Here is a 26666-nt window from a genome sequence, read left to right as displayed (position 1 = left end):
GGCCGGGTAAGCGAATGCGCCACCCGGCATGCTTTTATTTCAGATAGCGGCACAGATAAGAGGTTGGCTCTGCAACCTGTAAATGGAACTCGCTGTGGCCCGGCACGTTGAAGACCTGCCCGGCACTATATACTTTCCACTCCGTTTCACCCGGCAGCAGGACGTTCAGCGCGCCGCTGACCACCGTCATCTCTTCCGCTTCTGCGGTGCCAAAGGTGTATTCCCCTTCCGCCATTACGCCGACACTGGCGCGGCCAGTGCTGCTGCTGGTAAAACCAATGGATTTCACTTTACCGGAAAAGTATTCGTTACTTTGAAGCATGAACTGGCCCTTATATTTATAGAGAAAAATCCACTATAGGGGCCATGCTCATGACCTGTCACGCAAAATCATTACACCAGTAATTCTGACGCCAGACGCGCCATCAGGACGTTAGAGAGCAGCACCGGAACATCCAGCGCCTTTTGCAATAAATCACGATGCCGCTGATGGAAGCCCAGGCAGTCGAGCATCAGGACATCCGCCCCTCTGTCGATCAATTCCTGCCCAGCCGCAATCAGCTTCGCTTCGCTGTCCCAGAACGGGTTAGCCAGCGCGTACAGCGGGGTGTGCTCCAGCGCAGCCCACTTCACCGTCTGGTTATCCAGCAGTTCCTCAACGGGAACGATGACCCCAACCTGATGACCATCAACAATAGAGGCCACCAGCGGGGGGATAATCCGCATCGGTTCGAGCAGAATGGCATTACGCGCGCTGAGTCCTTTAACGGGTGCCGTGCTCATCAGCAAAATGACGTCATAGTCCTGATTGTCGAGCACTTCGATCACGCCCTGTAGCGCGCGCTCGATTTTCTGGCGCGACACATGCGCCAGTTTACCGTCACTGAGTAACGTTGCCAGGGGATCTTCCCCCTCTCCGACCGCGTAGTCTTCCATGACCTCTTCCCGACTGAGCTTCCCTAACAGACTGAGATGCGTAATTTGTTGTTCAGAGACATGCTCGGTTAAGAGCGGTAATACTTCGCTTACAGGCACCACACCAATCGTGAGGATCGCCAACGTCGCCTTCATTTTGATCGCCTTCCGTTACTACCACAACTGCCACACAGGTGCAGGCTCACTACGCTGCGCTGTTCATTTATTCAACAAAACAGCACCAAGCGTAGCAGGGGATCTCAACACCGTAGTGTAAAGATCGACTGGCCTTTCCGAATCCACCTGTAATAACTAAATATTAACTGCTGCTTAACATCAGCGATAAGTTAAAAGTGTGATTCAGGCACGGTTGTAACGAATTCGGATTCCTGTCAGGACTTCTCAGGATCCTCATAGCGCCGTTTCGCATCCAGCGCTTCCTGTTCGGTTTCATGTTCGCTGATCAGCGAATCAGGTTTAGGGTGATCGGCACGCAGCTGGTACCAGGTTACGGTTTGATCGCCATTACCTTTTTCAACGGTAACGATGCGGGCTTCACGTGGATAGGGAGGTCTGGTTGGCATAGCTCATCCTTTTTTTATGTCTGAGCTATGAGTATAGACGGCTGTTAGCTGGCGCAAGCCAAACGCAGGGCGGTAATAATCTGAATCGCAACTTTTTCGGGTGACGCCGACGCATCCACAACGTGGTGTGCCGCCTCGCGGTACAGTGCATCGCGTTCGGCGAGGACCTCGCTGACCTCTTCACTCAGCGGTTTCGCGGTCAGCGCCGGGCGCTGCCCCTCTTCCGGAAACGCCTCCAGCCGCCCCACCAGCGTAGAGACCGGGGCACAGAGGTAGATCACGACACCCTTTTCGCGCATAAACTGGCGGTTATACGACGCCAGGATAATGCCCCCACCGGTCGCAATCACGGTTGACGGCGCGGTCACCGCTTCCAGCGTGGCCGTTTCACGCGCACGAAAGCTCTCCCAACCCTCATCTTCAACGATATCGGCGATAGTCTTACCCGCATTCTCCTGAAGCCAGTGGTCAGTATCGACAAACTGACTCTGGCACAAACGCGCCAGCTCCAGACCAACGGTGGTTTTCCCACAGCCGCGAGGGCCAACTAAAAAGATGGGTGGGTTCATAACCAGGTGTTCCCCTTGCTGCCGGATAACTGAAGGCTGTAAAGAAATGATTGCAGTAGATGTTGCGCTAACTTTACTGCAAAGCGGTACGGAATGACAAGCCTGTGGAAGCCACACTGTACCACAAAACCGCCCGGAGGTGGGCTACGCCGGGCGGCGCTTCACTTCCAGCAGCCATTTATCCAGCTCGGCGGCAAACTGCTGGCGATCGCGCTGCGACAGGCTGTCCGGCCCACCGGTTTGCACGCCGCTGGAACGCAGCGTATCCATAAAATCACGCATGGTGAGCTTCTCCCGGATCGTTGCCGGAGAGTAGCGCTCGCCGCGCGGGTTAAGCGCCGCGGCCCCCTTCGCCAGCACGTCGGCAGCCAGCGGGATATCCGCCGTGATCACCAGATCTCCTGCGTCACACAGGCGTACTATCTCGTTATCCGCCACGTCAAACCCGGCCGGAACGCGCAGAGATCGGATGTATCTGGAGGGCGGCACGCGGATATTCTGGTTCGCGACCAGCGTTAGCGGCATCTGCACGCGCTCGGCAGCACGAAATAAAATCTCTTTAATCACATTCGGACACGCATCCGCATCAACCCAAATCGCCATCGTCTCTCCCCATTATGATTCTGGCGACTATTGTCGCCTGCATTTCGTTGTTAAGCTATCAATGAGAGATAACAACGCATAATAACGGAGAGACGTGATGGATAAGAAAATCGGGTTTATCGGCTGCGGAAACATGGGCAAAGCTATCCTCGGCGGACTGATTGCCAGCGGGCAGGTGCTGCCGGGGCAGATTTGGGTCTATACCCCATCCCCGGATAAAGTCGCGGCGCTGCGTGATGAGTATGGTGTCAACGCTGCCGAAAGCGCGCAGGAAGTGGCTCAGGTGGCGGATATTGTCTTTGGCGCCGTTAAGCCGAATATCATGATTAAAGTCCTGAGCGAGATCACCTCCAGCCTTAACAAAGAGACCCTGGTGGTGTCGATTGCCGCAGGCGTGACCCTCGATCAGCTCGCCCGCGCGCTGGGTCACGACCGTAAGATTGTTCGCGCCATGCCAAACACCCCGTCGCTGGTGAATGCCGGTATGACCTCCGTTACCCCGAACGCGCTGGTCACATCTGAAGACGTGGCAGATGTACTGAATATCTTCCGCTGCTTCGGCGAAGCGGAAGTGATTGCCGAACCGATGATCCACCCGGTGGTCGGCGTGAGCGGCTCTGCCCCGGCGTATGTATTTATGTTTATCGAAGCCATGGCCGATGCCGCCGTATTGGGCGGAATGCCGCGCGCGCAGGCCTACAAATTTGCAGCGCAGGCGGTGATGGGCTCGGCCAAAATGGTGCTGGAAACGGGTAAGCATCCGGGCGAATTGAAAGATATGGTGTGCTCGCCGGGGGGCACAACCATTGAAGCCGTGCGCGTGCTGGAAGATCGCGGATTCCGCTCCGCCGTGATCGAGGCGATGGAAAAATGCATGGAAAAATCAGAGAAGCTCAGTAAGTCCTGATGCGCTACGCCGGGCGTCAGGCGGCCACTTCGGTGCGGCCCCGTCCGGCATTTTTGGCTTTATAGAGGGCCACGTCCGCCGCCTTTAGCCATTCACGATAGTGGGTGAACTGCGCCCCCCAGGGGGCAACCCCAACGCTGATACACAACCTCGCCGTTGGTGCTCCGTGCAGCGGCATGTTGACCAGCCGTTCATGGACGCGCGACATCGCTGCAATCGCGCTGTCGGCAGGCGTGCCGGACATGATCACCGCGAACTCATCCCCACCAAAGCGGCCAATATAATCGCCTGAGCGCAGAGTCAGCTGAAGCTGGCGCGTAATGGCAACAATCGCTTCATCTCCCACGTCATGCCCCCAGGTGTCGTTGATCGTCTTGAAGTGATCGATATCAATGAGCAGTATCGTCGCCTGTCGATGGCTGCGACGGCAGGCCTCAAATTCGTAACGCAGCAGCGTTTCCCAGTGACGGCGATTGAACACGCCGGTCATTCCGTCGCGGGTACTCATCAGCTCAAGCCGACGCTTATGCTCTGCCAGCCGGATCGCCGTGCGGTGGCTGAGCCATGCAAACAGCATGGGGTAGACCACCAGCACGGGGAGCGTCAGCCACAACGCCAGCGGTTCAGAGGTCAATAGCACAGGAGTACCCGTGGATTGCACGGTGAGCAGAGCAGACAGGGCAAGCAGCGCCAGTCCTGTCAGAAATAAGCGACATCCCCCCGATCCCATCATATTCATGCCGATCATCATGATCAGCGCCGCCGTTGGTAGTGCATTGAACCCTGTTAGCCCCATCCAGACACCGGCAAGAATGGCATCGATTTTCAGATTAACAATTTCACTTCTGTGGGGTTCAGCCGAACGAAAAGCCAGCTGCCAGGCCAGATGGGGCCAGACAAAGACCCAGCCCACCAGCAATAACCACCAGACGCCGGAAAGAAACTGGCTCACCAGAACGCTGGCAAGCGGAACAAATAGCGCCGCCAGACCAACGATGCGTGCCAGCCGTATTCGCCGGGCAAATCGCAGACCGGAACGGTATGAATCATCCTGAGAAAGCTGCTGGTGCCACGCTTCCCGAATGTTCTCGTGACTGTCATAAAACTCATCATTCATCATCTTTGGGAATATTCTGAAACATTTTCCCAAATTATAGAGAGGGGGATAGCGGGGAAAGTATGAAATTTTGGGTGAGCCACAGCCGTGACTCACCCGTTAGCACTACGCCTGTTTTTTCAGGCACGCGCTCATGAACTTGCTGCGATCGTCGCCTTTCAGCATCTGCTGTGTCGCCTGGGCATTGCACTCGCGCATTTTTTGCTGCTGCGGGGTCAGGCTTTTTTCACCGGGTTTTGTCGCACCATTTTTTAGGCAGTCGCTCATGTACGTTTTACGGGCATCCCCTTTCAGGCTTTGCGATGTCGCCTGTTGGTTACAGGTCGTCATGCGTTGCTGCTGGGGCGTCAACGTTTTCTCTTCCGCATGTGCTGATGCCATCAGACACAGGCCAGAGAGCAGGGTAATCAGTATTGTTGTTTTCATTGCACCATCCTTTATGTGAAGTTCCACGTTAAGTCTGGTTCGTTACGAAAAAAAAACCACCCTGCGCACCTGATTTTCGCCGGGCTTCGCGGTTATTTCAGCCCTGTAGCGGCACAATGATCATTATCCGGTTTCGCCGGCAGGGAGGCGGTAATTAATAGCAGAAATTATGCGGTGAAAACTGTGCTCTGTCTCAATTTAATTTACCCTGAAAAATGTGTAAAAATAAAAACAGAGCGACGCCAGGCATCCTGCATGACAATTCTGTGGCATGTCATTTCACCTCTGGCCGGTTAACTGCGAGGATGCCTCAAAAGCTTTTTTACGTATTGCTGAAGCAGCTCCGCATCCTCTGCGGGAACCTGTGAATCAGGGCGAGCTTTTTCCAGCGCGCCTTCAACGTTGTCGATCAACGCCTCCTGCTCTGGTTTTGCCATCTGTCGCAGCAGCGCCGTCACAACGATTTCCAGCGCCTCGACCTGGGCAACCAGCTCTTTCGACTCTTCTTCCTTTTGGGCAAGCTTAACCAACAACTCAGCAATGAGATTTTTCATGGTGCTATTTCCTTATGTGATTTCCCCTGAAATTAACACCCTCACTGAATAATGAAAAGCATGGATTGGCTTTATCTTATGCAAAAGTGACATCGCTGCCAAAAAAGATATTTCGGGGAGAAAGCGAAACGTTTTTCTAAAAGAAAGACGCCGCATTTCGTTATATAAAAATGCGGCGTTCATAAGAATAAATAATATATTATCGTGTTTACCGGGCCGACTTTGCCTCAGCGATTCGCCTGCGACGGCGTAAGGCAAAGGCCAGTTGAATAATATTCAGCAGTACCACCACCGCCGTCGCGGCAAATACCCAGCGGAAACCCGCCATCGCCGAGACCGAGGCGCCAATAAGCGGGCCCGCTACGTTGCCTAAATACATGAACGACTGGTTGTAGCCAAAAATGCGGCCGGTTACCTGGTCACTGGAATATTTCACCAGCAGCGTCTGAACAGCGGGCAGCATGGCGCCATCCGCGAAGCCAAGCAGGAAGCGCAGGATGCCCAACTGAAGAGGTGTGGTGACGAATGACATGGCAAAGAAAAGGATCACCGCAATGATGAGCGTTGCCATCAGAATACGTGCCGTACCGATCCTGTCGCCCAGTTTCCCCAGGCGCGGAGCAGACATCAGCGCCGACACGCCCGGCACGGCGGCAATCATCCCGCTCAGAAACGCAATGTTGCTGCTGTCCGGCGCCATCGACTTGATAAACAGCGCCAGAATCGGCCCCACCGAGCCGTTACAGAGCTGGATCACCATTGTCGTCACAAAGAGGCTAATCATCAGGCCAGGATAAGGCAGCGAGGCGAAAACCGCTTTTCCGCTCAGGCGTTCGGATTTGCTGACAACAGGCCGCCCGCCCTCTTTAATCAGAAAAAGGGTGACCAGAAAGCTAATCGTCAGCAGGATCGCAGTAATGATAAAGACCGCACGCAGCCCGACATGGTCCGCCAGGAAGCCGCCGAGCAGCGGGCCGCCAATGACCCCGCTGATCTGGGCGGTGGAAAGCGTGCTGAGCGCCCAGCCGCTTCGCTCACGCGGTACCTGTGAGGCCACCAGCGCCATGGCATTCGGAATGTACCCGGAGGTCAGCCCCATTATCGCCCGCAGAATAAACAGCTGCCAGACGTTGGTGGCGAAGGCCTGGAGCAAAATGGCTATCGCCATCCCCAGCGAGGCGCGGAGCAGCATCAACTTGCGCCCCTTGCGATCTGCCAGGCTACCCCACATCGGCGACACAATGGCGGAGACCAGAAACGTCACGCTGAACGTCAGGCCGGACCACATGGAGAGCGCTTCATGGGAAGTGACCCCCAGCTGCGACACATACAGCGGCAGGAAGGGCAATATCTGGCTGATAGCCAGTCCGGTGAAGAAGCAGCCGAACCAGACTGAAATGAGGTTAACTTTCCAGGATTCCATAACAGAAATAGTCTTCATTTTTAGGCGAATTCGCCGACAGATTAGCAAGTTACGCGCAATGACATAGCGCCAGAGATGCGGCCTTGCAGACTTTGGTGTTTTATCTTCCCAGTCATCATATTTGTGAAATAAGTCACAATTTATCCAAATTTCGGCGGAAGATTATGCTTCATCGACATAATCCATATCCGCGCATTCCCAGATGGAAATGGTTGGCATGGGCGGCATTATAGTCCGGTCCCAGACCGTTACCGTAATAACCACAGCTTGCCGAGAGCAGCGCCTGTAGCCAGGGCTGCGTCTTTTCCGCTTTCCAGCCGTTTAGAACGGTAACACGCTGTCCGTTTGCCAGCCTGAAAGCGCTGATATCCAGCGCATCCGCCGTGGCATGTTCGCTGCGCCGCGCATCCGGGCGGCTGTAGATATTGCGGCAGGCAAAGCTGCCCAGATGTTCAATACGCGCAAGCTCGCTTCCCGTCCAGGTTTTGGTGAGCGGCCGGGCCTGCTGGCTGACAAACAGCGCCGAACTTAACGCCAGCGGGCAACTGGCAAGAAAGCTGCTGTTCAGACTGACCGGGCCAAAATCACGTACGCGCACCACGTTACTCAGTGGACACTCCCCGGCGCTGTCAGCGACCGCCTGGGTACGGATAAGCCGACGTTGGTTCGCCTGCGTTAACAGGCTTTCGCACGCCTGGGGGGTTAAACGCCGAAGTTTAAACTGGGTTATTTTTCCGGGCGGATCGTCAAGCGTAAGCGGCACGAAAGGGTTGTACTGCGACGGCAACCAGCGGTAGCCCACCGTGACGATCCCGGCAATAACAATAAGAATAAACAGACCTTTTCCTTTCACGCGCCCCCCTTCAGCATCCCTCAAAACATTATGGCAGAAGGCCGCGAAACCCGCCGGGCATCGTGGTATGTTATTGGCTTTTCGTCAGACTGGAAGAGAGTGAGATGGCAAAGCAGCGCGTAGGTATTGTCTTTGGGGGAAAATCGGCAGAGCACGAGGTGTCATTGCAATCGGCTAAAAATATCGTTGATGCGATTGATAAAAGCCGTTTTGACGTGGTGCTGCTGGGCATAGATAAACAGGGCCAGTGGCATGTTAACGATGCCAGCCAGTATCTGTTACACGCTGACGATCCGGCGCACATCGCCCTTAATCCTTCTGATATCAGCGTCGCAACGGTTCCAGGCGTGGTACAGGGACAGCTTATCGATGCCGGGAACGCGCAGGCGCTGGCACAGATTGACGTGGTGTTTCCTATCGTTCACGGCACGCTGGGCGAAGATGGCTCCCTGCAAGGCATGCTGCGGATGGCGAACCTGCCGTTTGTCGGTTCCGATGTGCTGGGCTCTGCCGCCTGCATGGATAAAGACGTCACAAAACGTCTCCTGCGCGACGCCGGTCTGAATATTGCGCCGTTCGTGACGCTTACTCGTGCCAACCGCGATAAACATAGCTTCGCGCAGATCCAGGCGCAACTCGGCCTGCCGCTATTTGTGAAACCAGCAAATCAGGGCTCGTCCGTTGGCGTCAGCAAAGTCACCAGCGAAGCGCAGTTTAACGAAGCCGTTCGTCTGGCCTTTGAGTTTGACCATAAGGTGGTGGTTGAGCAGGGAATTAACGGACGCGAAATTGAGTGCGCCGTACTGGGCAACGACTTCCCGCAGGCGAGTACCTGCGGTGAAGTAGTGCTGAACAGCGACTTCTATTCCTACGACACCAAATATATTGACGACAAAGGTGCCCAGGTTGTGGTCCCCGCCGCGCTCGATCCTGACGTTAACGACAAGATCCGCGCGATCGCCGTTGAAGCCTATCAGGCGCTGGGATGCTGTGGGATGGCGCGCGTCGACGTGTTTCTGACGCCGGATAACGAGGTGGTGATTAACGAAATCAACACCCTGCCGGGCTTTACCAATATCAGCATGTACCCGAAACTGTGGCAGGCCAGCGGGATAAGCTATCCGGAACTGATCACCCGCCTGATTGAACTGGCGCTGGAGCGTCACGCCGCTGACAGCGCCCTGAAAAGCTCTGTTAACTAACGGTTAGTCGGTTTTCTCTGCCGTCGTCGTCTCATCGGGGCGACGGCGGATAATGAATCCCGCCAGCCAGAAACTGATTATCCAGGTCACCAGCCCAACCGCATAGGTTTGCCAGCCTTTCGCTTCAAATCCCAGCAGCCCGACAACACCGTTGAGAATAAAGATCAGCCCGATCGCAAAGGCGTAGTAATGCCAGTCACGGCGTAGTTTGGAAGTGAGCTTCATGACAACTCCGGCAGAAAAAAAACTATCCTCTCACAGTTTGATAAAGGCGTCTGTGGCGGATACGTAAATTCTGAAAAGCAGCGCAGTTTCACTTATGTTATCAATTTGTGACGTGATGCAGAATTCGACAATCCAGGAGAAATCCTGAACCGAATTTCCCACGATTCTGATATTGACAAATGCTATGACCTGTCACACTCACCCTGTACGACGCGTATTAAAACAGAGTGATATTTTCGGGAGGTCTTATGGCAGACTTTACATTGTCGAAACCGATTTTTGGCGGAAAACAACCAAAAACCTCCACGGCGGGGAATATTGCCTATGCCCTGTTTGTTCTGTTTTGTTTCTGGGCAGGAACCCAACTGCTGAATATGCTGGTGCATGCTCCTGGCGTGTATGAGCATCTGATGCAGGTGCAGGATACAGGCCGCCCACGCGTTGAAATCGGTTTAGGCGTGAGCACCGTATTTGGACTCATTCCCTTCCTCGCGGGCAGCATGGTTCTGGGCGTGATTGCCCTCGTCCTGCGCTGGCGCAATCGCCACTGATTACAGTCTCATACAGCGTGCCCGACGATCGTCCACGCGTTTCGCGAACCAGGCGGTCGTCAGGTTACGCGTGATCTTCGGGCTTTCCAGTTGAATCCCTGGCAGAATGGCTCTGGGTAATGCCTTTCCACTTTTCTTCTCGGCCAGCGCAAAGACCTGCTTATAGAGATCCGTTTTCTCAAACGCCAGGCTGTCGCCCTTCTCCAGCTGTCGGCGAATGTCGCTGTTGCTCATTTCCAGCTTCGTCGAGAGTTTTTGCACCGCACGTTCGGTGGTCCCAGCCTCACTGCTGCCGTATGCAATGAGATCGCCATCCAAAGCGAGCTTCACACCGCTGGCGCGGCTTACCGCATTCTGGAAGGCTGCATTTCGGCTGGCATACCAGCCCGCATTAAAGTCGGCAAAGCGATACAGCGGTTTATCGTAGTTGGCCGGATAATTCAGCAGGTGATACGTCCCAAACCACAGCCCACCGCGCAGGGAGAAGACCTCCTGACGCACCGTACCATCGATATCCCACGGATAGCCGTCGGTATGCTTTTCCGCAAATGCGATACTCACCTGCATCGGACCGCCGGTATGCACCGGATTCAGCGATCCAAACAGCTTCTGCCCCATCGGCACCATATTGATGAAATCATCGAAAATGGCGCTAAGCTGCTTCTCGGTTTTCACCGTATCCAGCCGTTCGCTATAGCTTTTACCGTTTGGCGAGGTGATTTTAAGGGCGGTATGCACCAGGAAAACCGGGATATGCATCGATTCGGCCCGGCGGTCGATCTCTTTCCAGGCGATTTTGTTCAGGCCAGGCACAACAGGATCTGACTGATACATCGATTCCTGCTGCGCCACCGCGAGCACCGAGCAGATATTCTCTTCGGTAGGCGCGATCTTCTGGCTTTTGAAGGTCGTTGCCAGCGCATCAGCCCACTCACTGCGATCCTTCACGCTGGCGGGCATCTTCTGCCGCACCACGCTCGCCACATCCACAGGCTTCTCCCCTTCTTTGAGCGGGGCAGCCCCTTTTTCGGCACAGCCCGCCAGCACGAAAGCGGCGAGTAACGTCAGAGGTAATGCACGTGGTACGGCAAATGGCATAGCAATTCCTTTTTAACCTAATGTATGGGTGACTTCCTGCACGTCCTTATCGTCCAGCTCACGCTCGAAACTGCGTAAACGTTTGTAGATGGACATCAGCTCCACAAGCGTAGTCCAGGAGCTAATCAGATACTGGAACGAACCGCGAACCTGACCAAAGACGTTGGTGATTTGGGTCATCAGACCGAGCGTAATCGTACCCGCAACGATGGACGGGAACAGCAGGAACAACCCGAAAACGTTATCAACCTGAAGATAAAGAATGCGCGCGATATTGAAATACATGTAATGGAAATAGAGGCGGAAGTAGTTACGACGTACGGCGCCAAACAGCTCACGCACGGTAGGCGGTGACGCACGGTTGGCATCGTCTTCACCATACACCAGCTCTTTACGGTAGGCCGCTTCCACGCGCTGGTTTTTAAACTCCAGCCCCGGCAACTTGATCCCTACCACCGCCAGCAGCCCCGTTCCCATCAGCGACCAGACAATCGCGGCAATCACCAGGCCGTAGGGCAGATGGCCGACAATCGGCAGCTCCGGAACGTGCGACGAGAGCGTCACCAGCACCGGCAGGAAGGCGATCAGCGTCATGATGGCGTTGATAAAGCTCACGCCCATATCTTCCAGAGTAGAGGCAAAACGCATGGTGTCTTCCTGCACACGCTGTGCGGCACCTTCGATATGTCGCAGGTGCTGCCAGTGCGCCATATAGTGTTCGTTCATCGCGGTACGCCAGCGGAACACATAGTGGCTGACGAAAAAGTTATTCATCACGCCGATCACCACGGCGATGAGGGCGATGCCGAGGAAGATCCCCACCTCATGGTAGAACTGGTTAATGGTCACTTTATGCGGCGAACTCAGCGCCGTCTGGATCAGATCGTAAAACGGCGCATACCAGGCGTTGACCGCTACGCCCACCTCAACCAGGAACCAGGTGACAAAGATGATTAACGACGTGCCGAGAATCGACCAGTATTGCCAGCGGTGAGGAGAATAGACAAACCAGAACATGGCAAAAAGCCCTACGCAGAGCACGTAATAAGCGTAGAAAAGCAGATAGCTCATGGACCAGAAGCGCGCTGCGCTAATGGGAATATCGCCCGTTGCCCCCGTAAGACGGGTCAGCCACGCGCCGCCACCGGCCTGCCAGAAAATGACAGCCAGCAGTGCCCAAATAAATGCCGACAGGAAAAAGGGCCCCGGCTTTGGGAAAAAAGACTTAAACATTGTGCTTCCTTCTTGTTGTTATGGCTGTTGCTGTGTTCAACATATCGCCACACGAAACCTTGCCTGTACCAGCCTCCCGGCTCAGGCAAAAAAGTGAGACCTGCGGGTGAATTATTAGTTCGCTTCCCAGTTTTCAAGAATTGTTTCGGTGCGTTTCATTCGCAACAGCGATCGTAGCGTCTATCATACGGTCGATGTCACAAAATGGGAGCCACGCTGCAAGTAAATTGTTCAAATTTACCCACGGTTACGTTTTTCTCGCTATCGTTATGCAAATCGGGCCATTGCCCGACGCCGATTAGTAGTATAACTACCCGTAACTTTCCTTATTCACTTGATGGATGCTTTTCGTTGAAACGTTGTCTGCTCTCTATCGCCGCGCTGTGTGCGGTGAGCCTGTCCACCGCCCAGGCAGCCCAGCCTCTGACGGCCCCGGTTCTGGCCTCTGACATTGCCGATCGCTACGCGAACCTTATTTATTACGGCAGCGGTGCGACGGGAATGGCGCTGGTCGTGATCGACGGTAACCAGCGGGTGTTTCGCAGCTTCGGTGAAACACGACCGGGAAATAACGTTCGTCCGCAGCTGGATTCCGTTATCCGTGTCGCGTCGATAACCAAGCTGATGACCAGCGAAATGCTGGTGAAACTGCTCGATCAGGGCGTGGTGAAACTCGACGATCCGCTCAGCAAATATGCGCCGCCCGGCGCTCGCGTTCCGACATATCAGGGAACGCCGATCAGACTGGTGAATCTGGCGACCCATACCAGCGCCCTGCCGCGAGAACAGCCCGGTGGCGCTGCGCATCGCCCTGTCTTTGTCTGGCCAACCCGTGAGCAACGCTGGAACTACCTGAGCACAGCAACCCTGAAATCGGCCCCGGGCTCGCAGGCTGGCTATTCTAACCTGGCGTTTGATCTGCTGGCCGACGCTTTAGCGACGGCCTCGGGTAAGCCCTACCCTCAACTGTTTGAAGAGCAGATCACGCGTCCGCTCGGGATGAAAGATACCACTTACACCCCCTCCCCGGACCAGTGCAAGCGTCTGATGGTGGCGGAAAAAGGGGCCAGCCCGTGCAATAACACGCTGGCCGCCATTGGCAGCGGTGGAGTTTACTCTACGCCTGGCGACATGATGCGCTGGATGCAACAGTTCCTCTCATCGGATTTTTACGCGCGCAGCAATCAGGCCGACCGCATGCAGACGCTCATCTACCAGCGTGCTCAGTTACGTCGCGTCATTGGCATGGATGTACCCGGTAAAGCCGATGCCCTCGGCATGGGCTGGGTGTATATGGCGCCAAAAGATGGCCGACCGGGGATTATTCAAAAAACCGGTGGAGGTGGCGGATTCATCACCTATATGGCGATGATTCCGCAATCAAACGTAGGTGCTTTTGTGGTGGTCACCCGGTCGCCAAATACACGCTTCGTGAATATGAGTGATGGCGTAAATAATCTGGTGGCCGAGCTGAGCGCCAATAAAGCGCAGGTGCTTACGGCCTCTAACTGATCTCAATAGTCCGTGGGCAAACGGTTGATACTGACCAGTTTGCCCCGGCTCATATTGATGTAGTTCCCCTGACGCAGCGCCGCCAGAACCTCCGCAACGACCGAACGAGAAATACGCGTGCTACGCTGAATATGATTCATAACACCAATTTTTGAACGTAGCGCGTCATCCCACTCGCCATATTCAACAGCATCGCCCGAATTTGGCTATAGGAATTATTTCCAATCAGCTGTATATCACGTTTTCCCAGTAAATGGTTTAGCCATGACAGCCAGCAGAAAGCTTCTTGCCAAACATGCGCTTCTTGAATAAGTTCGCATGCAGTAGAGGCAGGCAAATAAAATCCGGTACAAGGTGTTTGTGCAATCAGAGAATATTCAAGATAGTTGTCATTTATCCATGCGCTTAAACCGTGGATATACGGTGCCCGAGCAATACCCATAAGTAATTCGTCTGATTTACGGTGGACGGCAGTCAGACCGGATTGTATGACAACGGTCAATGGTTCATCATCATTATTGCCGGTAGTTATTAATTGTTGTGGTTCGGTCTTAAATGGGGTACCGGCGATTTCCAGACACTTAATGAGCCGGCTTAATTCAGAAAGTGGTTTCGCATTAACGTTCATGCATACCTCAAGTCATCTGTATCTGTCGGTTCTTTATTATTTTGAAAGCACATAAAAAAGCGGGGGCAAAATCCCCCGCGTTTTTTTCTTACCAGGTATATTTCACACCCAGGTTTGCTCCCCAGTTCTGGTCAACGTCGCCGCCGCCCAGATAAGTCGCATCAGTGTAAGCACTGAAGTTTTTCGTGAAGCTGAACTGAGTACCCAGTCCCACGCGAACCGCAGAGCCTTCTACGCCGTTATCAATGCTGTCGTTGTTGATATCAGCATTGTTGTCAGCATCGTCATACACGTAAGCCAGTTTGAAGTAAGGCGTTAATGCCTGCTCGCCACCGTAGTTGAAGGTATAACCTGCATCCACGCCGAGTTCATAACGCATACTGTCGTAAGACTGACCATCGATACGCATGTCGTTGCTTAACTGGTAGTCATCACCGGACTGGAACAGGCCAGAAATCGCCGCGTAAGGCGTGACGTAGCCAGACAGGTTTGGTTTCCAGTCATAGCCCAGTTTCATTCCGAAACCAACGGCGTCAGTCGTGGTATTACCGTCAACATACTGACCATTGCTCATGGTGGCAGAGAGGTCGTTGTTGAAGCGGGTGTAACTCAGTGAGCTGTCGAGGAAGATATCGTTCATGAACTTCGCCGACGCGTAGATCATCGCAGTCTGGCTGTCCTGATCGACCTGACCCGTACGATCGCTGATATCACCCTTCGCGAAACCAGCCGCACCACCGACAATCCACTTCGCGTTATTACCGTCGATCTGAGTATCCAGACCTACCATAATGCCGCTTACGTCCTGATCGTAGCTAACGGTGCCATTATCCGCGTCAAAGTTGCCGCCGAAATAGCTCACCCATGCGCCGCCGTTATCTGCCAGGCCATGACGGCTGTTGGTCAGACGGGTACCCACGGTATCCTGTTGCAGATTCCAGATGTTGGTATTGGCAGAAGGAATGCTCAGCGCCATGTTGGCGTAGTCAGTCAGCTCTTCCTGCTGGAGAACAACGGTGTCGCCCTTCTGCTGCGCCTGATAGGTGTATGCACCTAAATCAGCTTTGTTTGCCGCAGTAAAGCTGGCAGCGGTATCCGCGTTATTGTCATAGACGCGAATGATCTCTTTGTTTTTGTAGTCAGCTACGGAGCCTGCGCCGGTCGCATCGTCGATGCGCACTTTATAGTTACCGGCAACTTCACCGTTCACCGCCAGATGACCGTCAGAGTTCAGCGCGACAACACCATAGTCGTAGTCCGCTTTATTGCGATCGTTGGTGATATACCGTGCGTTGTTCAGGTCGCTGTTCAGCACATAATCGCGGCTGGCAACGTTGAGTACACCGCCATCGGTCAGCACCATATTGTGCGTATCAACCTGACCCAGACCCAGCGCCAGCTCTGCACCGTTGTCCACGGTAATGGTGTTGGCATACAGCTCAGCTGTCTCTTCAGTCAGTGCCGCACGGCTGTAGCTATCCAGATACAGGCTATCGGTTGCTACCGCGCCGTTGTCGCCGATGTTCAGGCTAGACGCATTGGTCAGGGTGATGGAATCCGCCAGCAGGCCGGAGTTTTCAACATTGACCTGAGACTGGTTGTTCACCGTCAGCGCGTCGATGTTGGAGATCTTACGGGTATCCCACTCGGAACCGTTATCCAGCGCCACGTTGAACAGGCCGCTCTGATAAACCTCTTCACCTGCAACGTGACCGTTGCTATCAAAGGTAGAATCAGGCCAGATGCTGTTTGGAGAAAGTGCATGCCAGTCTACATTGCTGTAGCCTTCACCATACATCTGCGCCGTGCCGATGGCCTCAACGCTGGACTGCGCGGCACCCACCCATTTACTGCCGTTGGTCAGCGTGACATCCAGCTTGTCGGTATCATCCCAGCCGTTGGTAGTTGGGTTATAGATGCCGTCATCGGTGGTATCCGTTGCCGGATCGCCATTCTCGTAGAAGTTGTTATCAAAGGTGCTGGAGAAAAGGATGTCGCCGGTAATGGTAGAGTGATCGAAGGTAGCGGTGGTCTGCATAGCGTTATCAGACGCGCCAGCCACAACGATCAGCGCCGCATCATCCGCAGCCGTGGCGTTGGTTTCACCGTAGTCGCTCGGCTTCGCCGTTTGACCGTAGAAGCCGCTGGTACCCAGATCGCTGTACGCACCGGAGGTCAGCACAGAGTCTTTCACCACCAGCGTATCGGTAAAGACATTGCTGCTGTTAGCAACGCCTTCAACACCGTCGTATGGCGTGTTATCCAGATCCTGGTAACCCTGCGTCAGCGTGATACCCGCAACGTGGGAATTGTTCTGAATAACGATATCAGATTCAACGTCCAGCGTGATGGCGTTACCCAGATCATAGGTGTCCAGATAATGCGTTTCAGTGGTTTCGCCATTGACGACATCATACGCGTAATGCTCGTAGGTATCGTTGATGGTGGAGTTATCAACGGTCAGGCTAAAACGATCATACTGGGTATGAGCGGTGCCGTCAGTATCTACGCCATCTGCACACGTCGTGGTCATACACTCTGAGGTGATCATGCCATTAATTGTGCTGTTAGAAATACTCAACGCGTTCGCACGGCCATTGACACCATCATCCAGATAGTATGTCGAAATAACTCCGTTTACGGTTGATTTATTGACGACCGGATAAATGTCACCATCATGTGTGGCATCTGAATAATTCCAGTCAGCATAACCATAATACCAGGGCGTGGACGCAGTATTGTCATATCCAAAAGTATTATATGTCGTGCCGGATATATCTTTCGCATTGGCCTGAGAAGCGATAGTCAGTGTGCAGGCTAATGCAAGTTGTGATACAACCAGTTTCTTTTTCCATGTTTGCATTGGGTCATCCCTCCTCAGGGACGTAAGCAAGTTTGTCCATCAAATCATTTAGCAACATTAAATTGCGGAAGGAATTATGCAGTTTCACTTCGAAAAGGTTCAATGAATGATTCCATTAAGTCCGTATTCAGACAAATAAGCTTATAAACCCACGGCAATATCAATCATTATGAATAAATATTATAAATTCAACTGATTGCAAACTACTTTAGTTGCTTCGACACATATAATAAAAAGCAATTAATCATTTATATTTATAATCCCAAACCAATATAGAAGCCTCACCAATATTACACGCCACGCTGAACATCAGAATAAGATTTTTAATATAGACTAAATACATGCAGCGTATATTAGTCGATTTCGAAAATCTAAAAGACAACTTTAGTAAAACACCGCTCCCTGCTTTCAGGTACACTATACCTCTTTGTTCCACAAACATCAGGCATACCATGACCGATTTAATTGCACGTCCCCGTCGCCTGCGCAAGTCACCCGCACTGCGCGCCATGTTTGAAGAGACAACACTGACCTTAAACGATCTGGTGTTGCCGATTTTTGTTGAAGAAGAGATCGATGACTACAAAGCCATCGACGCGATGCCGGGCGTGATGCGCATTCCTGAAAAGCATCTGGCCCGCGAGATCGAACGCATTGCGAATGCGGGCATCCGCTCGGTGATGACGTTCGGTATCTCCCACCACACTGACGCGACCGGCAGCGATGCCTGGAAAGAAGACGGCCTCGTGGCACGCATGTCGCGCATCTGCAAAGAGAGTGTGCCGGAGATGATCGTCATGTCCGATACCTGCTTCTGCGAATACACCTCTCATGGCCACTGTGGTGTGCTGTGCGATCACGGCGTGGACAACGATGCGACCCTGCTGAATCTGGGCAAGCAGGCGGTGGTTGCCGCCGCCGCGGGTGCGGATTTCATTGCGCCTTCTGCGGCAATGGATGGGCAGGTACAGGCGATTCGCCATGCGCTGGATGCCGCGGGCTTCACCGACACCGCCATCATGTCCTACTCCACCAAATTCGCCTCCTCTTTCTACGGTCCGTTCCGTGAAGCAGCGGGCACGGCGCTGAAAGGCGATCGTAAAACCTATCAGATGAACCCGCTGAACCGCCGCGAAGCGATTCGTGAATCTCTGCTTGATGAAGCCCAGGGCGCTGACTGCCTGATGGTGAAACCGGCTGGCGCGTACCTGGATATCCTGCGCGACATTCGCGAACGCACCGAACTGCCGCTGGGCGCATACCAGGTAAGCGGTGAGTACGCGATGATCAAATTCGCCGCGCAGGCGGGTGCCATCGACGAAGAGAAAGTGATCCTCGAAAGCCTGGGGGCGATCAAACGTGCGGGCGCGGATCTGATCTTCAGCTATTTCGCGCTGGATCTGGCCGAGAAGAAAATTCTGCGTTAATCCGCTTTAGCGCCGGGTGGCGACTTCGCCTTACCCGGCCTGCTCTCTGCGCTAATCTTCACCAAACTGCAATACAAACGACATCTCCTCCTTCTACTGTCTGGGCAAGACGGCAGGAGGAGTGATCAATGTTTAGTCTCGACAGCGTTCTTGATGACCTTTGGCCTCAGGCGAGGCCCGCACCCTGGCAAAAAAGTCTGTTAAAAAGACTGCTTCACGAAGACGAATTTCAGCAGTTTGCTGCCAGCCACCGTCACCTGAAAGGGCTGGATATGGTGGATCAGGTTCTGGAACACCTTGATATTCACTGCTCCGTTTCCGCCCGCGATCTCGAACAAATCCCCGAACACGGCCCACTCATTGTGATAGCGAACCACCCCACTGGCACGCTGGATGGGCTGGCGTTGCTGTACGCCGTTTCCCGCGTGCGCCGCGACGTCAGGGTTGTTACCAACAGGATGCTGTCCCACCTTGAGCCCCTCAGTTCATTGTTTATTCCCGTGGATAATATGGGCGGCAGAACCGCAAAAGCTTCGCTGATACAGATGGAGCAGCACCTGCAAAACGCCGGTGTGCTGATCTTCTTTCCGGCGGGCGAAGTTTCCCGCCCAACGCGCAAAGGCATACGCGATAAAAAATGGCATCCGGGCTTTATCAAGCTGGCTGGCAAATTACGGGTGCCGCTACTTCAGGTACATATCCAGGCGCACAACAGCCTGCTGTTTTATGCCAGTACCCTGGTCTCGCCAACGGTATCCATGCTGCTGTTGATGCAACAGATGTTTCGCCGCCGTCACAGTCAGTTGCCGATCAAAATCGGCCAGCAGATTGCCTGGAATGACCGGTTTAGTTCTACCCTTTCATCGCGTGAGATGGCCGAGCAGTGTCGTCAGCACGTGATACGTCTTGGCAAGGGATTGCCTGGCGTCTTTAAAACCCAGTGCGCCATTGCCCGCCCGGAAGACAGGGCCACGCTGAAGCGCGAACTGGCGCAGGCCGAGTGTCTGGGAAAAACGAGCGATGGTAAGGCCATCTATCTTTGGCAGCGCAACGGGCAGGAAGAGGCGCCTCTGCTGCGCGAGCTGGGGCGGCTGCGCGAGATTGCCTTTCGTGCCGTGGAGGAAGGCAGCGGGAAGCGGCGGGATACGGACAGCTACGATGATGACTATCTGCACCTCATTTTGTGGGATGACGATGACCTGGAGATTGTCGGCGCGTACCGCTTTATGCCAACGGCCATGCAGGTGGAAAAGCGCGGCGTCGAGGGGTTGTACAGCTACAGCCTGTTCCACTACGACGAAAAAATGCAGGACATACTGGAGCACGGCATTGAGCTGGGGCGTAGCTTTATACAGCCGCGCTACTGGGGGCGTCGCGGTCTGGACTATCTGTGGTCAGGTATTGGCGCCTATCTGGCACGCTATCCTCATTACCGTTACCTGTTTGGCCCGGTCTCCATCTCCGGGGGGTTACCGCCTGCCGCGCGGGATCTGCTGGTCGCCTTTTACCGCTTGTGGTTCCCGGCGACGCATCCTCTAGCCGCCTCGCGCCAGCCCTATCCCGCATCCCTGCCAGACGTGCTGGCGCAATTTGGCGGGGTGGATTACGTGGATGACCTGACAAAGCTCAAATCCCTGCTCGGCAACCTGGGCTGCGGCATCCCGCCGCTCTACAAACAGTATTCCGAGCTATGCGAACCCGGCGGCGTGCAGTTTGTCGATTTCGGCAGCGATCCGGCGTTCAATAACTGTATCGACGGGCTGGTGCTGGTGGATTTGTGTTATCTGAAGGCGAACCGCTATCAGCGGTATATAGAGGCGCACTTAATACCCTCCCCCCTGCCCTCTCCCTAAAAGGGAGAGGGTGAAAACCGCACCGGTCAGTCCCCTCGCCCCTTTGGGGAGAGGGTTAGGGTGAGGGGCTCAAACCGCACGGTAGAACGGCTTATCCCCCAAAATCGTCGCCCGCTGCATAATCCTTCGCTGCGGCAGATAATCCGCATTGGCGTAATGCTGCGTGACGCGGTTATCCCAGATCGCCAGATCGTTCTCCTGCCAGCGCCAGCGCACCTGAAACTCCGGTTTGGTGATATGCGCGAACAAGAAGCCGAGCAGCGCCTCACTCTCTTTCTCCGCTACGTCCACGATACGCGTGGTAAACCCTTCATTCACAAACAGCGCCTGCTTTCCGGTCACCGGATGCGTACGCACCACCGGGTGCAGCAGCGGGGGATGTTTTTCGACCGCATCCAGCCAGCGCTGGTGCTCCTCTTCCGTTTTACGGTACTTATATTCCTGGAATGATTTTTTGAAGTCATGCTCCGCCCGCAGGCCGCTCAGTAGGGTCTGGAGCGGCGCGGAGAGCGCCTCAAACGCTGCGATCCCGCTGGCCCACAGCGTATCGCCCCCCGTCTCAGGCAACAGCTTCGCCGCAAGAATCGCCCCGGCTGGCGGTGTGTCGATAAAGGTCACATCGGTATGCCAGTTATCGTTATCCGGCGGGTTATCGTTGTGGGTGTCGAGGACGATAATCTCCTCCACCCCTTCCGCATGCGGATAGACGGGGTGGATATGCAGGTCGCCAAAACGCAGGGCCAGCGCGCGCTGCTGATGCGGGGTAATGGCCTGTTCACGCAGGAACACCACCTGATGACGCAGCACCGCGTGGTACAGCTGCTCAAACTGGTTATCGCTCAGCGGACGGGTTACGTCCAGGCCCGACACTTGCGCGCCAATGTACGGCCCCAACGGGATAATCGTCAGACGTTCACTCATTGTATTTCTCCATGCCAGGGCGTCAGGCGACGCTGTAGCGCGCGCAGTCCCAGTTCTAATCCAAAGGCGATCGCGGCGATCACTGCGATCCCTGCCAGTACCACATCAGTCGCCAGGAACTCTCCCGCCGACTGCACCATAAACCCAAGGCCGCGTGTGGCGGCTATCAGCTCTGCCGCCACCAGCGTAGACCAGCCCACCCCAAGGCCGATGCGCAGCCCGGTCAATATCTCCGGCAGCGCGCCCGGTAAAATGACGAACAGCAGGACCTGCGCGCGGCTGGCGCCGAGCGACTGCGCCGCACGTATGCGTACCTGCTGCGCACTCTTTACGCCAGCCAGAGCCGACATCGCGACCGGCGCAAAAATCGCCAGGTATATCAGTAAGATCTTTGACGTCTCCCCGATACCAAACCAGATCACCATCAGGGGCAAGTAAGCCAGCGGCGGGACGGGACGGTAAAGCTCTATCAGCGGGTCGAGAATGCCGCGTACCGTCGGGCTCAGTCCCATCGCGATCCCCACCGGAACGCCAATAATGACCGCCGCCAGCAGCGCCACCAGAATACGCGTCAGACTGGCACCTAAATGCTGCCAGAGCGTGGCATCCATAAAGCCCTCCGGCCCGGCGATAGTAATCAGTTTTTCCAGAACCTGGCCTGGCGGGGGCAGAAACAGCGGGCTGACCCACTGCTGCGCGGCAACCGCCCACCATACCGCCAGCAACACCACCAGCGTGCTGACGCTTAAAGTGAGCTGGCGAGAGAACGGCCAGCGTAAGGCAAGGCGCGTCCGCCGCGTTTTTTCACTGAAAACAATGCTCATGAGAACGCCTCCCGTTGCTCAAACACGCGGCTTAAGACGTATTCACGCTGTTCAATAAACAGCGGATCGGATTTGATGCTGCGTACTGGCTCTCCCGCCACATAGCGCCGGGCAAACTCAAGCGGCAGGCGCTCCAGCACGCGTCCCGGCCCCGGTGAGAGCAGCACCAGCTCCGTCGCCATAAACACGGCCTCTTCGATATCGTGGGTGATTAACAGCACCTGCTTGCCGGTTTCGTGCCACAGGCGCAGCAGCAGGGTTTGCATCTGCTCGCGGGTGAAGGCATCCAGCGCCCCGAAAGGTTCGTCCAGCAACAGCAGCTGTGGGTTAGCCGCCAGCGCACGGGCGATCCCGACGCGCTGACGCTGCCCGCCTGAAAGCTGCCAGATAAAGCGTTTTTCAGCCCCCTCCAGCCCGACCTTTTTCAGCATATCGCGCGCCGTATTCAGGCGCTGTTCACGTGCTACACCGGCCAGTTGCAGACCAAACGCAACGTTTTCCTGAACGTTTCGCCACGGGAGTAACCCTTCGTTCTGGAAAACCACGCCGCGCTCTGCGCCCGGCCCCGTGACCCGTTTCCCTTCCAGTTGGATCGAGCCGTGCTGATACGGTACAAACCCGGCGATCAGGTTCAGCAGCGTCGTTTTCCCGCAGCCGGACGGTCCCAGCACCACCAGCAGTTCACCGCTGTCCAGCGTCAGGTTGATCGCTTCCAGGGCGGGTTTGCCGCCGTAATCGGCAGACAGGTTTGTAATGTTCAGCATTGCAGCCCCCTTATTTCACAAAGCGATCGGTCACGAACTGGCTGTAATCCGCCGCCACCGCAGGCACTTTGCCCTGCTCTTTCAGGAACGTCGCAGTGTCAACAATCGCTTTGCTTACCGGCCCGTTCAGCTGCTGGACCTGCTGAGCAGGCGTCAGATAGGTGTTGCCTTTTACCAGCCCCGGCACGTCAGCTTCCGGCACGCCGCTCAGACGTGAGAGTTTCTCCAGGTTGGTGGGCTGTTTCAGCCATTCATCCGGGTTGCTGATGTATGGCTGCTGTGCGTCGATGGCGCTTTTGGCGAAGGCTTTCACCACTTCAGGGTGTTTCTCGGCAAAGTCCTTACGTACCACCCAGACATCAAGGGTTGGCGCGCCCCACTGCCCCACTTTTTCGGAGTCGGTCAGCACGGTGCCCTCTTTTTCCAGTTCGTTGACGGCGGGCGCCCAGACGTATGCTCCGTCGATGTCGCCACGCTGCCAGGCGGCAATAATGGCCGGAGGTTGCAGGTTGATGATCTGCACCTGGCCGGGCTTAATGCCCCAGTGTTTCAGCGCTGCCAGCAGGCTGTAATGCGTGGTGGAGATAAACGGCACCGCGATGCGTTTGCCGATCAAATCTTCGGGTTTCGTGATGCTTTTCTTCACCACCAGCGCTTCGGAATTTCCGAGCTGCGACGCCAGCAGGAAAACTTCAATCGGCACCTGCTGGCTGGCGGCCACCGCCAGCGGGCTGGAGCCCAGGTTGCCAATCTGCACGTCGCCCGAGGCTAACGCCCGCACAATCGCCGCGCCGCTGTCGAACTTGCGCCAGTCGACGTTCGCCCCGCTCGCTTTGGCGAAGGTGTTATCCGCCTGCGCGACTTTCGCCGGCTCAGCGGAAGTCTGATACGCGACGGTGACGTCCACCGCCTGCGCCTGAAATGCCCACAGCGCCAGTGCGCCGAGAAGTGTGATCCGCGATGAAATTGCCATAATGTCTGCTCCCTTGTTGTTATGAGAGCAGTATTTCCGGCGCGAGAATTTTGATAAAGGAATAAAAAAGAATCGCTAATGACGATTCGTTTTTAGAAAAAAAGCGGGAAAGGATAGTGAATTTTGTGCGGTTGTTTCGCCGGGTAAGGCGCAGCCGCCACCCGGCAAAGACCTCAGCGCTGAACCGTCAGCGCAGCAATATCTTTCGGCGTGGTCCGGCAACATCCCCCGATTAATTTAGCGCCAGCCGCCAGCCACTGCGGTAAATACCCCGCCAGCGTCTCGCACGCTTCACCGTGGTGATGCCAGGTTTTGCTCACCGCATCATAATGCTCGCCGGAGTTCGGATAGACCACCAGCGGCAGCGATGTCAGGCTGTGCAGATGCGTCAGCGCCGAGGTGGTGTTTTCCAGCGCGATACAGTTGATCCCCAGCGCGACAACCTGCGGGTAGTTTTCCAGCGCAGAAACGACATCCCGCAGCGGCGTTCCGTCACTCAGGTGCTCGCTGTCACGCAGGGTAAATGAGAACCATGCCCGGGCGCGGGGATACGCCGTCAGCAACGCCGCCAGCGCCTTAATCTCAGTGAACGAAGGCAGCGTTTCACAGGCCAGCAAATCCGCGCCCGCATCCAATAGCGCCTCTACACGCGGGCGGTGGAAGGCGGTGAATTCTTCAGCGCTACGCACGTAATCGCCGCGATACTCGGAACCATCGGCCAGATACGCGCCGTAAGGGCCCACAGATCCCGCCACCAGCAGCGTGCCTGCATTTGCGTTCTCAGCCAGGTACACTTCCCGCGCTTTGCGTGCCAGCTCTACGCTTTTGCCAATCAACGCCCGGGATTGCGACTCGTCCAGCCCGCGAGCGGCAAAGCCCGCGGGTGTCGCCTGATAGCTGGCGGTGATCGCCACCTGTGCCCCCGCGCGGTAGTAGTCGAGGTGTACGTCACGGATCAGCTCCGGGTTTTCCATCAGCACTTTAGCCGACCAGAGGCTGTCGGCAAGGTTACAACCGCGCGCTTCCAGCTCCGTTGCCATTGCCCCATCCAGCACGACAAACGGCTGGTTTTCAAGGAGGGCGGTAAGCGGATTATTCTGCGACATGTTCAGGCTCCTGCGTGGTCAGGTTTCGGGTCAGATAGTACGCACCATAACACAGGGCGACAAACGGAAGCCCGCAATAAAGGGCAATACGCTGGCTGGGGTCAAACCACAGGCCGACGCAGGCCACCAGGCAGAGGATAAAGCCAAGCACGGGCACCAGCGGATACCATGGCGCGCGATACTGCAACGCCGAAAGCGGTTGCCCGGACTGCACGTGACGGCGACGAAACACAAAGTGCGACGCGCAGATGCTGAACCACACTGCCACCACCGCAAAACCGGAAATGGCTGACAGCGCCACAAACACCGTATCCGGCGCGACCACGCTGGAGAACAGCGCCAGCACGCCGCCCAGCATGGAAACGGAGAGCGCCGTCAGCGGCACGCCGTTTTTGTTGACGCGGGCAAAGCAGCGCGGCAGCGTTTTCTCGTTAGACAGAGACCACAGCATACGGCCAGAGGCGTACAGGCCCGAGTTCGCCGCCGAGAGGATCGCCGTCAGGATCACGAAGTTAAAGATATCCGCCGCATACGGAATGCCGACCTTTTCAAACACCAGCACAAACGGACTTTTCTCCACGCCAGCCTGCTGCATAGGGATCAGCGCCGCCAGCACAAACACGGTGCCAATAAAGAAGATGATGAGCCGGGCGATGGTGGTGCGAATAGCAACCGGAATAACCTTGTGTGGGTTTTCCGTTTCCCCTGCCGCGATGCCGATAAGCTCTGTACCTGAGAAGGCAAAGTTGACCGCCACCATGGTCATCAGGATCGGCAGACCGCCGTGCGGGAACCAGCCTTCGGCAGTAATGTTGCTCAAGCCCGGCGCCGGTGAACCATCCTGCATCGGGATAAAACCGAAGATCGCCGCTCCGCCGAGAATAATGAAGGCGATGATGGTGATGACTTTCACCAGCGAGAACCAGAATTCCCCTTCGGCGAAGAAACGCGTGGAAATCACGTTAAGAGCAAAAATCACCACGCAAAAGACGACGCACCACGTCCAGACGGGAACCTGCGGGAACCAGTACTGCATACAGAACCCGGCTGCGGTAAAGCTCGATCCGAGCGCCACCGTCCAGGTCAACCAGTACAGCCACGCCACGGTATACCCTGTCGCCGGGCCGAGATAACGAGCGGCGTAGACGTGGAACGCCCCGGTTTCCGGCATCGCCACGGAAAGTTCCCCCAGGCATTGCATAACCAGCCAGACCACCAGCGCACCGATAAGATACGCCAGCAGCGTGCCCGCCGCGCCAGTTGTCGAAATGATGTATCCGGTATTGAAGAATAACCCTGTGCCGATAACGCCACCCAGCGAGAGCATAATCAGGTGGCGGGTTTTCATGGTGCGCTTAAGCTGCCCGTTTTGTTGTTCTGTATGCATATTACCTTCTAAACGTATGGACATCTAAACATCCAAAGAAGGGTGTTATACCGCGATTGTTAACAAAAAGCCACCCGGCACGACTTCGGCGCAATTATTGGTAAATCCTTAAATCAGTTCTATAGTCGACACAGTTTCTTCTTCACCA

The 26666-nt window shown here is 55.3% G+C and carries 26 protein-coding genes and 1 pseudogene; 6 read left to right on the top strand and 21 right to left on the bottom strand.

Annotation, left to right across the window (positions count from 1 at the left end; translation table 11 throughout):
- Positions 1-34: 34 nt before the first annotated feature.
- From ppnP to RY075_RS05245, 5 genes are all read right to left on the bottom strand, one after another.
- Positions 35-322 carry a pyrimidine/purine nucleoside phosphorylase gene (gene ppnP, locus RY075_RS05265; RefSeq protein WP_003859131.1) on the bottom strand — a complete coding sequence of 96 codons (288 nt, stop codon included), beginning with the start codon at positions 320-322 and terminating at the stop codon, positions 35-37.
- Between the two features lie 71 nt (positions 323-393).
- Complete coding sequence (locus RY075_RS05260) at positions 394-1071, bottom strand: AroM family protein (protein ID WP_003859133.1); 678 nt, start codon at positions 1069-1071, stop codon at positions 394-396.
- 236 nt (positions 1072-1307) lie between these two features.
- Entirely contained in the window at positions 1308-1499 is a 192-nt protein-coding gene (gene yaiA / locus RY075_RS05255) for a protein YaiA (RefSeq protein WP_003859135.1), read from the bottom strand.
- Between the two features lie 44 nt (positions 1500-1543).
- Positions 1544-2068, bottom strand: coding sequence for a shikimate kinase AroL (gene aroL, locus RY075_RS05250; RefSeq protein ID WP_023315502.1), 525 nt, complete (start codon positions 2066-2068; stop codon positions 1544-1546).
- 144 nt (positions 2069-2212) lie between these two features.
- Entirely contained in the window at positions 2213-2671 is a 459-nt protein-coding gene (locus RY075_RS05245; protein WP_003859141.1) for a YaiI/YqxD family protein, read from the bottom strand.
- A 97-nt stretch (positions 2672-2768) separates the two neighbouring features.
- On the opposite strand from RY075_RS05245, the gene proC reads away from it, so the two are divergent.
- Positions 2769-3578: a pyrroline-5-carboxylate reductase gene (gene proC / locus RY075_RS05240; protein WP_022650449.1), complete on the top strand. Its 810-nt coding sequence runs from the start codon at positions 2769-2771 to the stop codon at positions 3576-3578.
- 16 nt (positions 3579-3594) lie between these two features.
- Here the strand turns inward: proC and adrA are convergent, their stop codons facing one another.
- From adrA to RY075_RS05215, 5 genes are all read right to left on the bottom strand, one after another.
- Positions 3595-4698 (bottom strand): diguanylate cyclase AdrA, encoded by a 1104-nt coding sequence (gene adrA, locus RY075_RS05235; protein ID WP_023324219.1) that lies wholly within the window; start codon positions 4696-4698, stop codon positions 3595-3597.
- A gap of 102 nt (positions 4699-4800) precedes the next feature.
- Positions 4801-5121, bottom strand: coding sequence for a phosphate starvation-inducible protein PsiF (gene psiF / locus RY075_RS05230; RefSeq protein ID WP_022650447.1), 321 nt, complete (start codon positions 5119-5121; stop codon positions 4801-4803).
- Positions 5122-5414: 293 nt separating this feature from the next.
- On the bottom strand, positions 5415-5675 hold the full coding sequence (gene iraP, locus RY075_RS05225; protein ID WP_003859148.1) for an anti-adapter protein IraP: 261 nt from the start codon (positions 5673-5675) through the stop codon (positions 5415-5417).
- 208 nt (positions 5676-5883) lie between these two features.
- Positions 5884-7098, bottom strand: a complete 1215-nt coding sequence (locus RY075_RS05220; RefSeq protein ID WP_015571317.1) for a multidrug efflux MFS transporter — start codon at positions 7096-7098, stop codon at positions 5884-5886.
- A 169-nt stretch (positions 7099-7267) separates the two neighbouring features.
- A complete protein-coding gene (locus RY075_RS05215; RefSeq protein ID WP_003859154.1) occupies positions 7268-7951 on the bottom strand; it encodes an extensin family protein in 684 nt (227 codons plus the stop codon).
- Between the two features lie 104 nt (positions 7952-8055).
- Here RY075_RS05215 and ddlA point away from each other — a divergent pair, with 104 nt between their 5' ends.
- Complete coding sequence (gene ddlA / locus RY075_RS05210) at positions 8056-9153, top strand: D-alanine--D-alanine ligase (RefSeq protein WP_003859156.1); 1098 nt, start codon at positions 8056-8058, stop codon at positions 9151-9153.
- Between the two features lie 3 nt (positions 9154-9156).
- On the opposite strand, the gene RY075_RS05205 is transcribed toward ddlA, so the two are convergent.
- Positions 9157-9378, bottom strand: coding sequence for a DUF2754 domain-containing protein (locus tag RY075_RS05205; protein WP_045344168.1), 222 nt, complete (start codon positions 9376-9378; stop codon positions 9157-9159).
- 248 nt (positions 9379-9626) lie between these two features.
- Between RY075_RS05205 and RY075_RS05200 the strand changes: the two genes are divergently transcribed.
- Positions 9627-9929: a DUF2755 family protein gene (locus RY075_RS05200; RefSeq protein ID WP_003859159.1), complete on the top strand. Its 303-nt coding sequence runs from the start codon at positions 9627-9629 to the stop codon at positions 9927-9929.
- On the opposite strand, the gene RY075_RS05195 is transcribed toward RY075_RS05200, so the two are convergent.
- Together RY075_RS05195 and sbmA are read right to left on the bottom strand one after the other, a co-directional pair.
- A complete protein-coding gene (locus tag RY075_RS05195) occupies positions 9930-11027 on the bottom strand; it encodes a DUF1615 domain-containing protein (RefSeq protein WP_302378260.1) in 1098 nt (365 codons plus the stop codon).
- A gap of 12 nt (positions 11028-11039) precedes the next feature.
- Positions 11040-12260, bottom strand: coding sequence for a peptide antibiotic transporter SbmA (sbmA, locus tag RY075_RS05190; protein WP_003859162.1), 1221 nt, complete (start codon positions 12258-12260; stop codon positions 11040-11042).
- Positions 12261-12611: 351 nt separating this feature from the next.
- Between sbmA and ampH the strand changes: the two genes are divergently transcribed.
- On the top strand, positions 12612-13772 hold the full coding sequence (gene ampH, locus RY075_RS05185) for a D-alanyl-D-alanine-carboxypeptidase/endopeptidase AmpH (RefSeq protein WP_003859164.1): 1161 nt from the start codon (positions 12612-12614) through the stop codon (positions 13770-13772).
- A 2-nt stretch (positions 13773-13774) separates the two neighbouring features.
- Here ampH and RY075_RS05180 read toward each other — a convergent pair.
- Both RY075_RS05180 and RY075_RS05175 read right to left on the bottom strand, forming a co-directional pair.
- A pseudogene (locus RY075_RS05180) lies at positions 13775-14400 on the bottom strand (helix-turn-helix domain-containing protein).
- Positions 14401-14488: 88 nt separating this feature from the next.
- Positions 14489-17263, bottom strand: a complete 2775-nt coding sequence (locus tag RY075_RS05175) for an autotransporter outer membrane beta-barrel domain-containing protein (protein ID WP_338628248.1) — start codon at positions 17261-17263, stop codon at positions 14489-14491.
- A gap of 452 nt (positions 17264-17715) precedes the next feature.
- Here RY075_RS05175 and hemB point away from each other — a divergent pair, with 452 nt between their 5' ends.
- Both hemB and RY075_RS05165 read left to right on the top strand, forming a co-directional pair.
- A complete protein-coding gene (hemB, locus tag RY075_RS05170) occupies positions 17716-18690 on the top strand; it encodes a porphobilinogen synthase (RefSeq protein WP_003859169.1) in 975 nt (324 codons plus the stop codon).
- 128 nt (positions 18691-18818) lie between these two features.
- On the top strand, positions 18819-20543 hold the full coding sequence (locus RY075_RS05165; protein ID WP_338628247.1) for a lysophospholipid acyltransferase family protein: 1725 nt from the start codon (positions 18819-18821) through the stop codon (positions 20541-20543).
- A gap of 69 nt (positions 20544-20612) precedes the next feature.
- Here the strand turns inward: RY075_RS05165 and tauD are convergent, their stop codons facing one another.
- The 6 genes from tauD to mmuP form a co-directional block, all read right to left on the bottom strand.
- On the bottom strand, positions 20613-21464 hold the full coding sequence (gene tauD, locus RY075_RS05160) for a taurine dioxygenase (protein WP_003863169.1): 852 nt from the start codon (positions 21462-21464) through the stop codon (positions 20613-20615).
- The gene (gene tauC / locus RY075_RS05155) at positions 21461-22288 is read right to left on the bottom strand and encodes a taurine ABC transporter permease TauC (RefSeq protein ID WP_032608620.1); all 828 of its coding nucleotides are present in this window, start codon (positions 22286-22288) and stop codon (positions 21461-21463) included. Before tauC ends, tauD begins: the two co-directional genes overlap by 4 nt.
- Positions 22285-23052 carry a taurine ABC transporter ATP-binding subunit gene (gene tauB / locus RY075_RS05150; RefSeq protein WP_003863171.1) on the bottom strand — a complete coding sequence of 256 codons (768 nt, stop codon included), beginning with the start codon at positions 23050-23052 and terminating at the stop codon, positions 22285-22287. Before tauB ends, tauC begins: the two co-directional genes overlap by 4 nt.
- 10 nt (positions 23053-23062) lie before the next feature.
- The gene (gene tauA / locus RY075_RS05145; protein ID WP_003863172.1) at positions 23063-24025 is read right to left on the bottom strand and encodes a taurine ABC transporter substrate-binding protein; all 963 of its coding nucleotides are present in this window, start codon (positions 24023-24025) and stop codon (positions 23063-23065) included.
- Positions 24026-24198: 173 nt separating this feature from the next.
- On the bottom strand, positions 24199-25131 hold the full coding sequence (gene mmuM / locus RY075_RS05140) for a homocysteine S-methyltransferase (RefSeq protein ID WP_048241325.1): 933 nt from the start codon (positions 25129-25131) through the stop codon (positions 24199-24201).
- A complete protein-coding gene (gene mmuP / locus RY075_RS05135) occupies positions 25118-26518 on the bottom strand; it encodes an S-methylmethionine permease (protein ID WP_302378262.1) in 1401 nt (466 codons plus the stop codon). Before mmuP ends, mmuM begins: the two co-directional genes overlap by 14 nt.
- Between the last annotated feature and the right edge of the window lie 148 nt (positions 26519-26666).

This window comes from Enterobacter sp. JJBC (genome assembly GCF_036936505.1).
Lineage (GTDB): Bacteria > Pseudomonadota > Gammaproteobacteria > Enterobacterales > Enterobacteriaceae > Enterobacter > Enterobacter hormaechei_C.
This window is presented reverse-complemented; position numbering and strand designations above follow the sequence as displayed.

Excerpts from the sequence above, each read along its gene's own strand:
- RY075_RS05205 (WP_045344168.1), bottom strand. The coding sequence starts at position 9,378 with ATGAAGCTCACTTCCAAACTACGCCGTGACTGGCATTACTACGCCTTT.
- RY075_RS05220 (WP_015571317.1), bottom strand. The coding sequence starts at position 7,098 with ATGGAATCCTGGAAAGTTAACCTCATTTCAGTCTGGTTCGGCTGCTTC.
- RY075_RS05195 (WP_302378260.1), bottom strand. The coding sequence starts at position 11,027 with ATGCCATTTGCCGTACCACGTGCATTACCTCTGACGTTACTCGCCGCT.
- iraP (WP_003859148.1), bottom strand. The coding sequence starts at position 5,675 with ATGAAAAATCTCATTGCTGAGTTGTTGGTTAAGCTTGCCCAAAAGGAA.
- RY075_RS05200 (WP_003859159.1), top strand. The coding sequence starts at position 9,627 with ATGGCAGACTTTACATTGTCGAAACCGATTTTTGGCGGAAAACAACCA.
- tauA (WP_003863172.1), bottom strand. The coding sequence starts at position 24,025 with ATGGCAATTTCATCGCGGATCACACTTCTCGGCGCACTGGCGCTGTGG.
- psiF (WP_022650447.1), bottom strand. The coding sequence starts at position 5,121 with ATGAAAACAACAATACTGATTACCCTGCTCTCTGGCCTGTGTCTGATG.
- mmuM (WP_048241325.1), bottom strand. The coding sequence starts at position 25,131 with ATGTCGCAGAATAATCCGCTTACCGCCCTCCTTGAAAACCAGCCGTTT.
- RY075_RS05260 (WP_003859133.1), bottom strand. The coding sequence starts at position 1,071 with ATGAAGGCGACGTTGGCGATCCTCACGATTGGTGTGGTGCCTGTAAGC.
- RY075_RS05175 (WP_338628248.1), bottom strand. The coding sequence starts at position 17,263 with ATGCAAACATGGAAAAAGAAACTGGTTGTATCACAACTTGCATTAGCC.
- tauB (WP_003863171.1), bottom strand. The coding sequence starts at position 23,052 with ATGCTGAACATTACAAACCTGTCTGCCGATTACGGCGGCAAACCCGCC.
- ppnP (WP_003859131.1), bottom strand. The coding sequence starts at position 322 with ATGCTTCAAAGTAACGAATACTTTTCCGGTAAAGTGAAATCCATTGGT.
- proC (WP_022650449.1), top strand. The coding sequence starts at position 2,769 with ATGGATAAGAAAATCGGGTTTATCGGCTGCGGAAACATGGGCAAAGCT.
- mmuP (WP_302378262.1), bottom strand. The coding sequence starts at position 26,518 with ATGCATACAGAACAACAAAACGGGCAGCTTAAGCGCACCATGAAAACC.
- hemB (WP_003859169.1), top strand. The coding sequence starts at position 17,716 with ATGACCGATTTAATTGCACGTCCCCGTCGCCTGCGCAAGTCACCCGCA.
- aroL (WP_023315502.1), bottom strand. The coding sequence starts at position 2,068 with ATGAACCCACCCATCTTTTTAGTTGGCCCTCGCGGCTGTGGGAAAACC.
- RY075_RS05165 (WP_338628247.1), top strand. The coding sequence starts at position 18,819 with ATGTTTAGTCTCGACAGCGTTCTTGATGACCTTTGGCCTCAGGCGAGG.
- ddlA (WP_003859156.1), top strand. The coding sequence starts at position 8,056 with ATGGCAAAGCAGCGCGTAGGTATTGTCTTTGGGGGAAAATCGGCAGAG.
- RY075_RS05245 (WP_003859141.1), bottom strand. The coding sequence starts at position 2,671 with ATGGCGATTTGGGTTGATGCGGATGCGTGTCCGAATGTGATTAAAGAG.
- tauD (WP_003863169.1), bottom strand. The coding sequence starts at position 21,464 with ATGAGTGAACGTCTGACGATTATCCCGTTGGGGCCGTACATTGGCGCG.
- yaiA (WP_003859135.1), bottom strand. The coding sequence starts at position 1,499 with ATGCCAACCAGACCTCCCTATCCACGTGAAGCCCGCATCGTTACCGTT.
- tauC (WP_032608620.1), bottom strand. The coding sequence starts at position 22,288 with ATGAGCATTGTTTTCAGTGAAAAAACGCGGCGGACGCGCCTTGCCTTA.
- adrA (WP_023324219.1), bottom strand. The coding sequence starts at position 4,698 with ATGATGAATGATGAGTTTTATGACAGTCACGAGAACATTCGGGAAGCG.
- sbmA (WP_003859162.1), bottom strand. The coding sequence starts at position 12,260 with ATGTTTAAGTCTTTTTTCCCAAAGCCGGGGCCCTTTTTCCTGTCGGCA.